General features: G+C 73.7%; 15 protein-coding genes and 2 tRNA genes. 10 read left to right on the top strand and 7 right to left on the bottom strand.

Annotation, left to right across the window (positions count from 1 at the left end):
- The first annotated feature begins 23 nt into the window (after positions 1-23).
- A complete protein-coding gene (locus tag GRQ65_RS02065) occupies positions 24-1,598 on the top strand; it encodes a phospholipase D-like domain-containing protein (RefSeq protein ID WP_160874610.1) in 1,575 nt (524 codons plus the stop codon).
- A gap of 332 nt (positions 1,599-1,930) precedes the next feature.
- Positions 1,931-2,356 carry an ATP-binding protein gene (locus tag GRQ65_RS02060; RefSeq protein WP_160874608.1) on the top strand — a complete coding sequence of 142 codons (426 nt, stop codon included), beginning with the start codon at positions 1,931-1,933 and terminating at the stop codon, positions 2,354-2,356.
- A 108-nt stretch (positions 2,357-2,464) separates the two neighbouring features.
- Here the strand turns inward: GRQ65_RS02060 and GRQ65_RS02055 are convergent, their stop codons facing one another.
- Positions 2,465-2,848 (bottom strand): MerR family transcriptional regulator, encoded by a 384-nt coding sequence (locus tag GRQ65_RS02055; RefSeq protein ID WP_202387040.1) that lies wholly within the window; start codon positions 2,846-2,848, stop codon positions 2,465-2,467.
- Between the two features lie 42 nt (positions 2,849-2,890).
- Between GRQ65_RS02055 and GRQ65_RS02050 the strand changes: the two genes are divergently transcribed.
- Positions 2,891-4,378, top strand: a complete 1,488-nt coding sequence (locus tag GRQ65_RS02050; RefSeq protein WP_337191427.1) for a SulP family inorganic anion transporter — start codon at positions 2,891-2,893, stop codon at positions 4,376-4,378.
- Here GRQ65_RS02050 and GRQ65_RS02045 read toward each other — a convergent pair.
- The 3 genes from GRQ65_RS02045 to GRQ65_RS02035 all read right to left on the bottom strand — a co-directional run bounded on the left by GRQ65_RS02045 (position 4,353) and on the right by GRQ65_RS02035 (position 7,116).
- Complete coding sequence (locus tag GRQ65_RS02045) at positions 4,353-5,540, bottom strand: MFS transporter (protein WP_337191426.1); 1,188 nt, start codon at positions 5,538-5,540, stop codon at positions 4,353-4,355. The genes GRQ65_RS02050 and GRQ65_RS02045 overlap by 26 nt on opposite strands.
- Positions 5,541-5,617: 77 nt before the next feature.
- Positions 5,618-5,693, bottom strand: a tRNA-Lys gene (locus GRQ65_RS02040).
- A 58-nt stretch (positions 5,694-5,751) separates the two neighbouring features.
- Positions 5,752-7,116 carry an NAD(P)-binding protein gene (locus GRQ65_RS02035; RefSeq protein ID WP_160874606.1) on the bottom strand — a complete coding sequence of 455 codons (1,365 nt, stop codon included), beginning with the start codon at positions 7,114-7,116 and terminating at the stop codon, positions 5,752-5,754.
- Between the two features lie 64 nt (positions 7,117-7,180).
- Here GRQ65_RS02035 and GRQ65_RS02030 point away from each other — a divergent pair, with 64 nt between their 5' ends.
- Positions 7,181-8,140 (top strand): pirin family protein, encoded by a 960-nt coding sequence (locus GRQ65_RS02030; protein ID WP_160874604.1) that lies wholly within the window; start codon positions 7,181-7,183, stop codon positions 8,138-8,140.
- Here GRQ65_RS02030 and GRQ65_RS02025 read toward each other — a convergent pair.
- Entirely contained in the window at positions 8,129-9,037 is a 909-nt protein-coding gene (locus GRQ65_RS02025) for a GNAT family N-acetyltransferase (RefSeq protein ID WP_160874602.1), read from the bottom strand. The genes GRQ65_RS02030 and GRQ65_RS02025 overlap by 12 nt on opposite strands.
- A 326-nt stretch (positions 9,038-9,363) precedes the next feature.
- On the opposite strand from GRQ65_RS02025, the gene GRQ65_RS02020 reads away from it, so the two are divergent.
- On the top strand, positions 9,364-9,675 hold the full coding sequence (locus tag GRQ65_RS02020) for a virulence factor (protein ID WP_160874600.1): 312 nt from the start codon (positions 9,364-9,366) through the stop codon (positions 9,673-9,675).
- A complete protein-coding gene (locus tag GRQ65_RS02015) occupies positions 9,672-10,550 on the top strand; it encodes a homocysteine S-methyltransferase family protein (protein ID WP_160874598.1) in 879 nt (292 codons plus the stop codon). The genes GRQ65_RS02020 and GRQ65_RS02015 overlap by 4 nt, the downstream gene beginning before the upstream one ends.
- A 64-nt stretch (positions 10,551-10,614) precedes the next feature.
- On the opposite strand, the gene GRQ65_RS02010 is transcribed toward GRQ65_RS02015, so the two are convergent.
- Positions 10,615-10,690: transfer RNA gene (locus tag GRQ65_RS02010), tRNA-His, on the bottom strand.
- A 33-nt stretch (positions 10,691-10,723) separates the two neighbouring features.
- Complete coding sequence (orn, locus tag GRQ65_RS02005; RefSeq protein WP_202387157.1) at positions 10,724-11,362, bottom strand: oligoribonuclease; 639 nt, start codon at positions 11,360-11,362, stop codon at positions 10,724-10,726.
- Positions 11,363-11,465: 103 nt separating this feature from the next.
- On the opposite strand from orn, the gene GRQ65_RS02000 reads away from it, so the two are divergent.
- Genes GRQ65_RS02000 through GRQ65_RS01985 form a run of 4 tightly spaced genes read left to right on the top strand, consistent with a single transcriptional unit; the run spans position 11,466 to position 14,439 of the window.
- On the top strand, positions 11,466-11,951 hold the full coding sequence (locus GRQ65_RS02000) for a MauE/DoxX family redox-associated membrane protein (RefSeq protein WP_160874594.1): 486 nt from the start codon (positions 11,466-11,468) through the stop codon (positions 11,949-11,951).
- Complete coding sequence (locus tag GRQ65_RS01995) at positions 11,951-12,682, top strand: DsbA family protein (protein ID WP_160874592.1); 732 nt, start codon at positions 11,951-11,953, stop codon at positions 12,680-12,682. Before GRQ65_RS02000 ends, GRQ65_RS01995 begins: the two co-directional genes overlap by 1 nt.
- Positions 12,683-12,698: 16 nt before the next feature.
- Positions 12,699-13,748, top strand: a complete 1,050-nt coding sequence (locus GRQ65_RS01990) for an adenosine deaminase (protein WP_160874590.1) — start codon at positions 12,699-12,701, stop codon at positions 13,746-13,748.
- Between the two features lie 19 nt (positions 13,749-13,767).
- Positions 13,768-14,439 carry a LuxR C-terminal-related transcriptional regulator gene (locus tag GRQ65_RS01985; RefSeq protein ID WP_160874588.1) on the top strand — a complete coding sequence of 224 codons (672 nt, stop codon included), beginning with the start codon at positions 13,768-13,770 and terminating at the stop codon, positions 14,437-14,439.
- The last annotated feature ends 4 nt before the right edge of the window (positions 14,440-14,443 follow it).

The following is a 14,443-nucleotide window of genomic DNA, read 5'->3' as shown; positions in this document are numbered from 1 at the left end:
TCCCTGTGCCATAGCCTGCCAAGGTGGCGTCTGCGGCGGAGTGGTTGCTCGGCAAGCTCGAGCGGGCCAATGCCCGGACGAGGCTCGACGACCAGCACCCGGGCGACCAGGCGTGGTCGGAGGGCAACCTCGTGCGACCGCTGGTCCACGGCGCGACGTACTTCGCCGAGCTCTACGAGCGGATCCAGGCCACCCGCGAGGGCGACCTGGTGCTGTTCACCGACTGGCAGGGCGACGCCGACGAGCGGCTGACCGGCGAGCCGGGCAGCGAGGTCGTCGAGGTCCTCGGGAGCGCCGACGAGCGCGGTGTCGACGTGCGCGGCCTGGTCTGGCGCTCGCACTCCGAGGCCATCGGGTTCACCGCGCGCGGCAACCACCAGCTGGGCAAGCGACTGCAGCAGCGCGGCGCCGAGGTCATCCTCGACATGCGGGTGCGCACCGGCGGCTCGCACCACCAGAAGATGGTGGTCATCCGCCACCGCGACGACCCGTCGCGCGACATCGCCTACGTCGGCGGCATCGACCTGTGCCACTCGCGACGTGACGACGAGCGCCACCTCGGCGACCCGCAGCCGCTCACCGGCATGGCCGACGAGTACGGCGAGACCCCGCCCTGGCACGACATCCAGGCCGCCATCAGCGGGCCGGCCGTGCACGACGTCGAGACCGTGTTCCGGGAGCGGTGGGAGGACCCCACGACGCTGCGCCGCAGCCCCATCGTCATTGCCCACGACCGGCTGCGGGGCCTCGACACCTGGCCCGACCCGCTGCCCGAGCAGCTGCCACCGCCCCCGCCGGCCGGGCACCACGTCGTGCAGCTGCTGCGCACCTACCCCAACCTGCGCCAGGGCCGCGACTACGCCTTCGCCCGGGGCGGCGAGCGCAGCGTCGCGCGCGGATACACCAAGGCGGTGCGCAAGGCGCGCCGGCTCGTCTACGTCGAGGACCAGTACCTCTGGGGCGCCCACGTCGGCTCGGTCTTCACCGAGGCGCTCGCCGAGCACCCCGAGCTCCACGTGATCGCCGTCGTGCCGATCCACACCGACGTCACCGGCCTCAGCCGTCGCGCCCAGCAGCTCGGCCGACGTCGCGCGATGCTCGACATGCAGCGCACCGCGCCCGACCGGGTCGCGATCTACGGCCTGGAGAACGCCGAGGGCACCCCGGTCTACGTCCACGCCAAGACCTGCATGGTCGACGACACCTGGACGACCATCGGCTCCGACAACTTCAACCGCCGGTCCTGGACCCACGACTCCGAGCTCTCGGCCGTCGTCATCGACCCCGACGACGAGTTCGCCCGCACCCTGCGCCTGCGCCTGGCCGCCGAGCACCTCGACCGCGACGCCGACGACCCCGAGGCGCTCGTCGACCTGCACGAGCCCGAGGGCATGTTCGCGGCGTACGCCGAGAGCGCGGCGGCGCTCGACGCCTGGCACGCCGGCGGCCGCGTCGGTCCGCGGCCGCCCGGGCGGCTGCGCCGGCTCGAGCCGCCCGAGCTCGGCCCGGTCACCCGCGCGCTCGCCCTCGCGCCGTACCTGCTGCTGCACGATCCCGACGGCCGGCCGAAGCCTCTGCAGCGTCGCGACGAGTTCTGAGCGCTCCCGCGGCGCCCGCTGGGTACCCCCGTGGGTGTGAAGGCGCCCTGCCCGCACTGCGGCACGCGACGCGTGCTGGAGATGTCGTGCCCCAACCCCGCGTGCCCGACGCACGACGCGCGGCGGGGGAGCGGTCGGGCTGCGCCGCGGCGGCCCGGTCCCGCCGAAGGACGGGACCAGGGGCGGGACCAGGGGAGGAGGGTGTCGTGACGACCGCGGCGGTTTGCGCGGGACCGGCTTCGGGCACCGCCCGCCTGCGCTCGGCGACGCACTGCTCCGGGTCAGACTCGACGCACGCGCACGCACCGCTCGCCGACCCCAGGAGGACCCACGTGTCGACCGCGCACCAGTCGACCGCTCATGGTCCCGGGGACCCGTGCACCACGGTGCACCTGCCCCACGACGCGGGTGCCGCGCGCGTCGCCCGGGAGCAGATGACGTCCGAGCTGCGCAGCCGTGGCTGCCCCGGGCCGTTCGTCATGGACGCCGAGATCGTGCTCGGCGAGCTCGTCGCCAACGCCTACGAGCACGGTCGCCCCAACGCGAGCGGCGAGGTCGAGGTCAGCTGGTGCCTGCTCGGCGACCGGCTGCGGCTCAGCGTCATCGACGGCGGCGACGTCAGCGAGCTCGAGCCCAAGCGTGTCGGCCCCGAGTCGCCGCGCGGACGCGGCCTGCACATCGTCGACTTCATCTGCGACAACTGGAGCACCGACAACGACAACGGCACCCGCGTCACCGCGGAGCTCGCACTGCCCTGAGGCCGCCGCTGCGGTCGAGTGGTCTCGAGACAGGACTCCGTCCTTCCTCGACCACCGTCACGGTGGTTGAGGAGGCCGGCTACGGCCGTCTCGAAACCACTCTCGGCGTCACTCGGACTCGCGGGAGACCAGCCCGATGAACTCGTCGGCCATCGCGAGCTGACGGGCGAGCTGGCGGCGGCGCTCGTGCGCCTCGTCGCGGACCTCGCCGAGCCGCGCGCGGGCGGCGTCGCGATCGGCGGGCGACGAGGCGTCGTCACGCAGCAGGTTGAGGTCGGCCATCACGGCCTTCATCGACTCGATGCTGAAACCCAGCGGCTTCATGCGTCGGATGACGAGGATCTTCTCGACGTCGTCCTCGGTGTAGAGCCGGAACCCGCCCTCGCTGCGACCCGAGGGGGTGAGCAGGCCGACCTCCTCCCAGTGGCGCAGGCTCCGCAGCGAGAGCTCGGTGCGGGCTGCGACCTCGCCGATCTGCATGAACCCGCTCACGATGCGAACTCTACCCTCACGTGAGGGTAGAGTCTGGGTCTCGTGAGTTCTTCCTCCCCGACCGTGCGCACCGCGCTGCGCTCGCCCCGGCTGCTGCGCACCGAGGTGCTGGCGGGCCTCGTGGTCGCGCTGGCGCTGATCCCCGAGGCCATCTCGTTCTCGATCATCGCGGGCGTCGACCCGCGGGTCGGGCTCTTCGCGTCGTTCACCATGGCGGTGACCATCTCCTTCCTCGGGGGCCGTCCCGCGATGATCTCAGCCGCCACCGGAGCGGTCGCGCTGGTCATCGCCCCGGTGATGCGCGAGCACGGCTACGACCACCTCATCGCGACAGTCCTGCTCGGGGGGATCATCCAGCTCGTGCTGGCCGCGGTGGGGGTCGCGCGGCTGATGCGGTTCGTCCCGCGCTCGGTGATGATCGGCTTCGTCAACGCGCTGGCGACCCTCATCTTCCAGGCCCAGCTCACCCACCTCGTCGACGTGCCGTGGGCGGTCTACCCGATGGTGGCGGTCGGCATCGCGGTGATCGTCGGGCTGCCGCGGGTGAGTGCGGTCGTGCCGGCTCCGCTCGTCGCGATCGTCGCGCTCACGGCGTTCACGCTCTTCGCGGCGGTGCAGGTGCCCGACGTCGGCGACGAGGGGCGGCTGCCCGACTCGCTGCCGTCGTGGTTCGTGCCCGACGTGCCGTGGGACCTCGACACCCTGCGCACCATCGCGCCCTACGCCCTCGCCATGGCGGTCGTCGGACTGCTGGAGTCGCTGCTCACCGCGAGCCTGGTCGACGACCTCACCGACACCCCGTCCGACAAGACCCGCGAGGGGCTCGGCCAGGGGGCGGCGAACGTCGTCACGGCGTTCTTCGGTGGCATGGGCGGCTGCGCGATGATCGGCCAGACGATGATCAACGTGAAGGTCTCGGGTGCGCGCACCCGGATCTCGACGTTCCTCGCCGGTGTCTTCCTGCTGCTGCTGGTCGTCGGGCTCGGCGACGTCGTCGCCCTCATCCCGATGGCCGCCCTGGTCGCGGTGATGGTGATGGTCTCGGTCGCGACGTTCGACTGGCACTCCGTGCGTCCCTCGACGCTGCGCCGGATGCCGCGCTCGGAGACCGCGGTGATGCTCGTGACCGTCGCGGTGACCGTGCTGAGCCACAACCTCGCCATCGGGGTCGTCGTCGGGGTGCTGACGGCCATGACGCTCTTCGCCCGCCGGGTCGCCCACGTGACGCGGACCCACCGCGAGCTCGTCGAGGACGAGCACGGTCGCGCCACCGCGGTCTACCGCGTCACCGGCGAGCTCTTCTTCGCCTCGAGCAACGACCTGGCGACCCAGTTCGCCTACGCCGACGACCCCGACCGCGTCGTCGTCGACCTCTCGCAGGCCCACGTGTGGGACGCCTCGACGGTGGCGACGCTCGACGCCATCACCGCGAAGTACGCCGCCCGCGGCACCGAGGTGAGCGTCACCGGGCTCGACGGGCACAGCGCCGAGCGCCACGACCGGCTCACCGGGCAGCTGAGCGGGCACTGACCCGGAGGGTCGCCGCGAGCAGGGCTGCCGCCGCGACCTGGAGCACGGCGATGCCGGCCGCGAGGAGGCCGACGTGGCGCTCGACCAGCGCGCCCGCGACCGTGCCCCCGGCGAGCGCCCCGACGCCCTGCACCGCCGCGAACACGCCGTACGCCGTGGCGCGTCGACCGGTCGGCACGAGCCCGGCGACGTACGCCTTGACCGTCGAGTCCTGGACCCCGGTGCCCGCGCCCCACGCGACGACGCCGACGAGGACGAGCCACAGCCGGTCGGAGAAGACGGTGAGCGGCACGGCCACGGTGAGCGCGGGCACCGCGAGCAGCACGCCGGCGCCCCACCGGTCGAAGAGGTCGCCGGTGGCCAGCGCGACGAGCGCCTCGACCGCCATCGCCAGCGCGTAGACCAGCGGCACCGCTGCCGCGCCGACCAGACCCGTGTCGACCCAGCGGTAGGAGATGACCCCGAAGGTCATCAGCCCGGCCGTGGTCAGCGCCGAGGACAGCGAGAAGACGTGGAAGACGCGCGGCAGGGGGGTGCGCGGGGCGTCGAGGCGCTCGGCCGGGTCGGGGCGGGTGATGGACGGGACGCGGCGGCGCAGCTGGGCCAGCAGCAGCAGGGAGACGAGGCCCGGCACCGCCAGCAGGGCGAACCCCGGCCAGTAGCGGCCGGTGAGGGCCAGGACGCCCGCCAGGAGGAGCGGTCCGGCGAAGGCGCCGACCTGGTCGAGCGCCTTGTGCACCGCGAAGCCGCGCCCCTGCCCGGTGCCGACGGCCATCCGCGCGAGCAGTGCCGACTTCGACGGGCTGCGCACGGCCTTGCCGGTGCGCTCCAGCAGGACGAGCGTGGCGGCGACGCCGACCCCGGCCGCCCCGAGGAACGGCGCCACGGCCAGCAGCGGCACGCAGACCGCGGTCATCGCGTAGCCCACCACGGTCAGCCGCCAGTGCCGGTGGCTGCGGTCGGCCCACGGCCCGGTGAGCAGGCGCAGCACGAGCGCGATGCCCTCGCCGGCCCCCGTCACGATCCCGACCGTGAGCGCCGAGGCGCCGAGCGAGCCGAGGAACGGCCCGGAGACCGAGCGCATCCCCTCGTAGACCATGTCGGCGGCCAGGCTGACCAGTCCGAACGCCACGACCGTGCGCCACGGCGACCAGCTGCTCACCACCCGACTCTGGCAGGTCGGGCGGCCGGGGACGACGAAGGCCCCGACCGGCTGGTGCTGGTCGGGGCCTTCGGTGGTGGTACGGCATCAGGGACTCGAACCCCGAACCCGCTGATTAAGAGTCAGCTGCTCTGCCAATTGAGCTAATGCCGCATGCGCCTGGCGCGAGAGACAACATTAGCAGCGGGGGTCCGCGAGACCGAAATCCGGGTCAGGGAGAGGCCAGCACGGCCTGGGCGGCGTCGCGCCCGGCCACCCCCGAGAGCGTGCCGCCGCGCCGCGCGCCGGACCCCGCGAGGAGGACGCGGGGGTGGCCGGTCGCGACACCCCAGGCCAGCTCGGGGGTGTCGAGGCGGGCGCGCGGCGGCGCCCAGGGCCAGTCGAGGTCGCCGTGGAACGGGTGGCCGCCGGGGGCGGCGAACTCCGCCTCCAGGTCCAGCGGCGAGCGTGCCTCGGCGCAGGGGTGCCCAGCGGCGTCGCGCGCCAGCAGTCCCTCCACGGACTCGCCGAGGGTGTCGTCGAGGACGGCCAGGACGTGGCGCAGTGCCTCCTCGCGTCGTTCCCGCGGGTCGGGGTCGAACAGGTGCACCGGGTGGTGCACGCCGACCCAGGTCAGCGTGTGGGTGCCGTCCGGCTCGCCCGCGACCAGGGAGGGGTCACGCAGCGACGGGCTGTGCAGCGCGCCCGGAGGACGGCGGGGCAGCCGGCCGCTCCGCGCGTCGTCGTACGCCGCCGCGAGGCTCGCCGCGTCGGCCGCGACGACCAGTCGCGCGCCCTGCAGCTCGAGGACGCGACGGGGGAGCCGGTCGACGAGGAGGTCCACGACGAAGCGCGAGCCCTGCGGCTTGGACTCGGCGTCCTCCGGCTCGCCGAGCAGGATGTGCAGGATCCAGGGCGCCAGGTCGGCGAGCACCCAGCGTGCACCGATCGTCTCGCGGCCGGAGGCGAAGTCGGCGTCGACCTCGTGCGGTGCCTCGTCCGCGCCCGTGCGGACCGCGGAGACGCCGCCGCCCAGGCGCAGCTCGGCACCGGCGCGGGTCGCCGCCGCGGCGAGCGCGTCGGCCACGGCCGCGCCGCCGCCCACCACCTGCGGCCAGCGGTCGGCGCCCCCGGCGAGGGCGGCGCGCAGAGCCGACGGGTTCGCGACGGCCGGCCCCGGCGAGCCCGCCAGCGCGTCGAGCGCGGCGAGGCCGGAGAGCGGCTCGGTCCCGGGGACGGGTGGCAGCGACCGCGTCGAGGGCAGCGGGTCGAGCAGCGTCGCCTCGACGGCCGCGGCGAGGGCGTCGAGGGGAGTCGGCGTCGGCGGGTCGGCGGGCGGCGCGACGACGTCGAGGCGCAGGTCGAGCTCCTCGGCGAGCCGTTGCGGGAACGGCGGCACCGGGCCGGGCCACCGCGAGACGCGCGCGCTGCGGCCGGACCACGGCTGCGTCGTCGCCGCGGCGCCGCCGGGGCGGTCCAACCGGTCGAGGACGACGACGGACAACCCGGCCTGGGCGAGCAGCGTGGCCGCGGTCAGGCCGTGGTGGCCGGCGCCGACGACCGCGACGTCGTACGAGGCGGTGGGGGAGTCCGTCACCTCCTCAACCTAGCCGTGTCGCACCGTGGCGAGTGGTCCAGGATTGAACTATTCTGGGCGCGCCATGCCTGCCATCACCGTCGACGACGTCACCGCCCTGCCACGCGTCAGCGGCCCGGGCCTCGGCGACCAGCCGCGCCCGGTCCTGCAGGTCACGACGGCGCCGAAGGGCTACGAGGGCGAGGGCTTCCCGGTGCGCCGGGCGTTCGCCGGCATCGACCTCAAGCGGCTCGACCCGTTCATCATGATGGACCAGATGGGTGAGGTGGAGTACGCCCCCGGCGAGCCCAAGGGCACCCCGTGGCACCCTCACCGCGGGTTCGAGACGGTCACCTACATCATCGACGGCCAGTTCGACCACCGTGACTCCCACGGCGGCGGCGGGTCGATCACCGACGGCGACACCCAGTGGATGACCGCCGGCAGCGGCCTGCTGCACATCGAGACGCCGCCCGAGTGGCTGGTCGCTCGGGGCGGGCTGTTCCACGGGCTGCAGCTGTGGGTCAACCTGCCGCGCGAGGCGAAGATGACGACCCCGCGCTACCAGGACCTGCGATCGCGCGAGGTCGGCCTGCTCGCCTCGGCCGACGGCGGTGCCCTGGTCCGGGTCGTCGCGGGATCCGTCGCCGGTCAGTCGGGTCCCGGCGCGACCCACACGCCCATCACGTTCGTGCACGCCACCCTCGAGCCCGGCGCCCGTCTCGACCTGCCGTGGGACGTCGAGTCCAACGCCCTGGTCTACGTCCTCAACGGCGCCGGGACGGTCGGGGCGACCGACGCCCGTCCCCTGCGGGCCGGTCAGACGGCCGTGCTCGGCGCCGGTGACTACCTCACGGTCAGCGCCGAGGCCACGCAGGAGAGCCGCTCGCCGCGGCTCGACGTCGTCGTCCTCGGCGGGCGCCCCATCCGCGAGCCGCTCGCCTGGGCCGGTCCGTTCGTCATGAACTCCAAGGCCGAGGTCCTCCAGGCCTACGAGGACTACCAGCGCGGGCGCTTCGGGCAGCCCGACTACTCACCTCGCTGACCCGTCCCATCCGAGCTGCTTCTCGAAGAAGACCTCGGCGTCGGGGTTGTCGTTGTAGCGCTCCGTGCGCCGGTAGCCGGCCCGCTCGTACATCGCGATGGCCTCGGTCAACGACCCGTGGGTGTCGAGGCGTACGCCGGCGAAGCCCCCGCGTGCGGCCTCGGCCTCGAGGTGGCGCAGCATCCGCGCGCCGAGTCCGGCGCCGCGCCACGACGGGTCGACCCACATCCGCTTGACCTCGGCCCAGCCCTCGCCGAGGTCGCGCAGACCGCCGCAGGCGACCGGGTCGCCGTCGCTGACGGCGAGCACGAAGGCCCCGCGCTCGGCCGGGCGCAGCCCTCCCGTGTCGAGAGGACCGGGCGCGAAGCCGGCCGCGAACCGGTCGTCCAGCTCGGCGACGTAGCGGGCGACGGCCGCTCGCGCGTCGGGCTCGTCGGGGTCGACCGTGCGCAGCTCCAGGGTGGCCGCGCGGACCAGCAGGTCCGCGGTGGCCAGCGCCTCGGCCAGGCGGTCACGCTGCCGTTCGGTGAGGGGCTCGACGAGCCGCTCGGCGAGGTCCTGCGAGCGCCGCTCGAGCCGGTCGCAGCGCTCCCGGCCGGCGGCCGTGACGCCGACCAGTCGGCGCCGCCGGTCGCGCTGGTCGGGGGTGACCCGCACCAGGTCGTCGTCCTCGAGGCGGCGCAGCAGTCGGGTCAGGTGGCCGGAGTCGAGGCCGAGCCGGGCCCGCAGGTCCCGCACGGTCGTCCCGTCGCCGTCGGCACCGTCCCGCCCGCCGACCTCCCAGAGCACCCGTGCCGCCGCGAGCGGCAGTCCCGTCCCGAGGTGGGTCTCCTCGAGCACCCCGACCCGCTGGGTCCAGGTGCGGTTGAACCGGCGCAGCACCGCGGTCTGATCCACATCTCTGACTATAGTCAGAGACTGTTTCCCCGGCACCCTCCCCGGGCACCCGTTCCGTGTGAGCGACACGACAGGTGCCCCGACTGCGGAGGCCGACGCCTACGGACCCCCGCCCGCGATGCCCTCGATCGTGGGCTCGGCCCTGCGCGAGATCGCCCTCCTGCTGCAGAGGGGCTGACCCCCTCGGGAGAAGAGTTCGCGCCCCCGGTCCGCTGCGTGAGGGACGGGGGGCGCACTCCACAGGTACCTCAGAGGGCTCCTCACAAACGGAGTCGGGAGGAATTCCACCCCGAGGGGTGAACGGTCGTCGGGGCTAGGGTCGGGGCGTGACGGAGTACCAGGTGACCAGCTGGCGGGAGCTGCCCTCGATGGTCGCGGCCCGCGCGGGTGACGACACGGCCAAGGTCCAGCTCGCCCCGCGTTTCCAGGAGGCGATCGACGAGGCCGCGATGCGGCTCGGCGACACCGGCTCGGACGACTACCTCGCCGGGTGGGAGCGCTCGGCGTGGACCGCCGCCGACGGCGCTCCGGGCGACGTGCTCGACCGGGTCGCCGCCGAGCTCGACGGCGCGTGGCCCCAGGAGCGCATCGACGCCTACCTCGACACGCTCGGCCCGGCCTCGGGCGGTGCCGCGTGAACCGGCTCGCGCAGGTGCTGGGGCAGCAGCGCCCGGTCGTCCTCGACGGCGGCATGGGCACCCTGCTGCAGGACAGCGGGCTCGAGGACGGCGCGCCCGGTGAGCTGTGGAACCTCGAGAACCCCGACGCGGTGCGCGCCGCCCACGCGGCGTACGCCGAGGCGGGCGCACGGGTGCTGACGACCAACACCTTCGGCGGCACCCGTCCGCGCCTCGACATGCACGGGCTGGGCGAGCGACTCGCGGAGGTCAACACGACCGCGGCGCGCATCGCCCGGTCGGTCGCCGACGAGCACGCCGGCATCCTGGTTGCGGGCGACCTCGGCCCGACCGGCGAGCTGATGGCGCCCCTCGGCGCCCTGGAGCCGGCCGACGCCCAGGCGCTCTTCGCGGCGCAGGTCGAGGCGCTCGTCGAGGGCGGTGTCGACCTGGTGCTCGTCGAGACCCTCAGCGACCTCGCCGAGGCCGAGGCGGCCGTCGCGGCGGTGCGCCAGGTCGCCCCCGACCTGCCGCTCGCGGTGACGATGAGCTTCGACACCAACCTGCGCACGATGATGGGCGTGCGGCCCGGTGACGCCGTACGCCGCCTCGCCGAGCTCGGGGTGGACGCCGCCGGGGCCAACTGCGGTCGCGGCCCGGGCGAGATGGAGCAGATCGCCCAGGAGATGGCCGAGGCCCGCACCGGCGAGCTGCTGCTCATCGCCCAGTCCAACGCCGGGCTGCCCCAGGTCGTCGGCGACCACTTCGAGTACGACGCCACGCCAGACGACCTCGCCTCCCACGCGCTGCGGCTGCGCGAGCTCGGCATCGACCTCGTCGGCGGCTGCTGCGGCTCGACCCCGGCGCACATCGCCGCGATCGCCGGACGGCTCTGAACCGACCTCTCTGAGCCGGAGACGACAGCAGGCCCCGATCCTCGGATCGGGGCCTGCTGCGTGCTGGGGTGAGTGACGGGACTCGAACCCGCGGCATCTGCGACCACAACGCAGCGCTCTACCAGCTGAGCTACACCCACCGTGGACCTCGGGAGCCGAGGCCGTCGAGAAGTCTAGGGGAGCGGGTCGGGTTCCGCGGAATCGGGTGCGGCTGAGCCGGACGGGGCCTCCGGGGCGGTGATCCCGGTGAGCGCTCCGCCGTGCTTGGCGGCGAGCGCCCGAGCGGTGTCGGAGTCGGGCCCGGGGGCCGGCACGAAGACCGCGTCGCGGTAGTAGCGCAGCTCCTCGATGCTCTCCTGGATGTCGGCGAGCGCCCGGTGGTTGCCGCGCTTCTTCGGGGCCTGGTAGTAGGCCCGGGGGTACCACCGGCGGCTGAGCTCCTTGATGGAGGACACGTCGACGATGCGGTAGTGGAGGAACCCCTCGAGCGTCGGCATGTCGCGGGTGAGGAACGAGCGGTCCGTGGCCACCGTGTTGCCGGCCAGCGGCGGGCGCGACCCCGCGGGGCAGTGCTCGCGGACGTAGGCCAGCACCTGCTCCTCGGCCTCGGCGAGGGTGAGGCCCCCGTCGAGCTCCTCGAGCAGCCCCGACTTCTCGTGCATCGAGCGGACGAAGTCGCCCATCTGGTCGAGCGCCTCGGCCGGGGGCTTGACGATCAGGTCGACGCCCTCGCCGAGCACGGTGAGGTCGTAGTCGGTGACCAGCGCGGCCACCTCGATGAGCGCGTCGGCGCCCAGGTCGAGGCCGGTCATCTCACAGTCGATCCAGACGAGTCTTTCCTTCACCCCCGCACCCTACGCCGGGGAACGGTCCGCCTCTCAGGTCCGGCTCAGCCGAGGTGCCTAGGGTGAGGGGGTGCGTGAGTGGCTCGGGACTGCAGCGCGCCTGGTGACCGGCGCGGTCTGGATCTGGGCGGGTCTGATCAAGCTCCCCCACCCCGAGCAGAGCGTGCTCGCGGTCCGCGCCTACGAGCTGCTGCCCGGCGACACGGCGACCACGGTGGGCCACCTGCTGCCGCCGCTGGAGATCGCGGTGGGGCTGCTGCTCGTGCTGGGGCTGCTCACGCGGTTCGCGGGGGTGCTGTCCGCGCTGCTCTTCGTGGCGTTCATCGTCGGGATCGCCTCGGTGTGGGCGCGCGGGATCAACATCGACTGCGGCTGCTTCGGCGGCGGGGGCTACGACCCCGACGCCGCCTCGAAGTACCCCTGGGAGATCGCCCGCGACGCCGCGCTCCTGCTGGCCTCGGCGTACGTCGCGTGGCAGGGCCGCACGCGCCTCGCTCTCGACCGGCTGATCTTCCGTCCGACGTACGTCCCCGACCACGAGCAGGCAGGAGCCTGATGTCCAAGCAGAACCGTGAACAGCGCGCCGAGCGCGCCGCCGCCCTGGTCAAGGAGCGGGAGCGCAAGGAGCGTCGTCGCCAGGTGCTGAGCGTCGTGGGCGTGGTGCTCGCGATGGTCCTGATCATCGGCGGCGGGTTCCTGATCAACTCGCTGCGCGACGGGAGCGACGACGTGGCCGCCGCTGCCGAGCCCACCGGCAGCGAGCACGGTCTGACGATCGGGGAGGCGTCCGCGCCGCACAAGGTCGTCATCTACGAGGACTTCATCTGCCCCTACTGCGGCGAGCTGGAGAAGCGCACCCACAGCGAGCTGGAGCAGCTCGCGGCCGACGGCAAGGTCCAGGTGGAGTACCGCCCGTTCGTGCTGCTCTCGCGCATCGGCCCCTACTCCCAGTCGGCCACCGAGGCGTTCGGCGTGACGCTCGAGCAGTCGAGCAACGAGGTCGCGCTCGCCCTGCACGACGCGCTCTACGCCGACCAGCCGAGCGAGGAGGGGCCGTTCCCCTCCGAGGACGACATCGCCGAGCTGATGACGAAGGCCGGGGTCAGCGCCGAGACGGTGCAGGCCTACCGCGACGGCGACGGTCAGGCGTGGGCGGAGGCCGCGACGAAGGCCGCGGAGAACGCCGGCGTCCCGGGCACCCCCACGATCATCCTGGACGGCAAGCCGTTCAGCGACGGCGCCAACGTCGACCAGCTGTCCGCCAACTTGCTCGCCGCCGTGAGCTGAGACCACGCTGGCGCGTGTGAGCGACACCCGAGACCTCAGCGCGTTCGTCCGTGGCCTGCCGAAGGCCGAGCTGCACGTCCACCACGTCGGCTCGGCCTCGGCGCGCATCGTCAGCGAGCTGGCCGCGCGCCACCCCGGCACCGTCCCGAGCGACCTCGACGAGCTGCGCCGGTTCTTCGAGTTCCGCGACTTCGCGCACTTCGTCGAGGTCTACCTCGCCGTGGTCGCGCTGATCCGCACCCCCGAGGACATCCACTACCTGACCTACGAGGTCGCCCGCGAGATGGCGACCGAGCAGCAGGTGCGCTACGCCGAGCTCACCTGCACGCCGTTCACCTCCGTGCGCCCCGACAGCGACGAGGTCGGCATGCCGATCGAGGGCTACTCCGAGGCGCTCGAGGCCGCCCGCGTGGAGGCCGAGCGCGACTTCGGGCTCGTGCTGCGCTGGATCTACGACATCCCGGGCGAGTCCGGGGTCCCGGCCGCGGACGCGACGCTGGAGTACGCCACCCGCCACCGCACCGAGGGGCTGATCGGCTTCGGCCTCGGCGGCCCCGAGATCGGGGTCCCGCGCGAGCAGTTCCGGAGCCACTTCGCCACGGCCCGCGCGGCGGGCCTGCACTCGCTGCCGCACGCCGGCGAGACCACCGGCCCGCAGACCGTGTGGGACGCGCTCGACCTGCTCGGCGCCGAACGGATCGGCCACGGCACCTCCTCGGCGCAGGACCCGGCCCTGCTCGCGCGGCTCGCCGAGAGCGGCATCCCGCTCGAGGTCTGCCCCTCCTCCAACGTCGCGACCCGCGCCGTGGCCTCGCTCGGCGAGCACCCGCTCCCGGTGTTCCGCGACGCCGGGGTCGTGGTGACGATCAACTCCGACGACCCCCCGATGTTCGGCACGACGCTCAACCGTGAGTACGACATCGCCGCCGACCTCCTCGGCCTCGACACCGAGGGCGTTCGGGACCTCGCCCGGGCCGCGGTGCACGCGTCGTACGCCGACGAGCCGGTGCGCCGCCGGGTGCTCGCCGAGATCGACGCGTACTCACCCCGACGGGCGGGTGCCTGAGCGTCCTATGCTCTCGGCCATGGCGCAGAGGGACCGCGCGGTGCGCGTCGCCGTGGTCAACGACTACGAGCTCGTCGTGCTGGGGGTCGCGTCGCTCCTGGAGCCGTACGCCGAGCGCGTCGAGGTGGTCGAGCTCGACAGCAAGATGGCGGTCCGCGGCCCCGTCGACGTCGTCCTCTACGACAGCTTCGCGCAGGCCCGCGTCAGCGAGGACCAGCTGCGCGAGCTGATCGGAGAGCAGTCGACCTGCAAGGTCGTCATCTACACCTGGAACGTCTCGCGCCAGCTGGTCGAGGACGCGCTGCGGGCCGGCGCCGCCGGTTTCGTGGCCAAGGGTGCGGACGCCGAGGAGCTGGTGGCCTCGATCGAGGCCGTCCACGCGGGCGAGCGCGTCGTGCCCGGAGGCGGCGACGGGCACGGCGGGGAGCCGTCCCGCGAGCCCGGCCGCTGGCCCGGCCAGCGCGAGGGGCTCACCATGCGTGAGGGCGAGATCATCGCCCTCATCACCCAGGGCTTCTCCAACAAGGAGATCGCCGCGCGCAGCTACCTCTCGATCAACTCGGTCAAGACCTACATCCGCACGGCCTACCGCAAGATGGGCGTCGAACGCCGCTCGCAGGCGGTCGTGTGGGGCATCGAGCACGGCTTCGAGCCCGACAGCGTGCGGATGACCCCGACCGCACCCCGCTGACCGG

The organism is Nocardioides flavescens (genome assembly GCF_009823805.1).
Classification (GTDB): domain Bacteria; phylum Actinomycetota; class Actinomycetes; order Propionibacteriales; family Nocardioidaceae; genus Nocardioides; species Nocardioides flavescens.
This window is presented reverse-complemented; position numbering and strand designations above follow the sequence as displayed.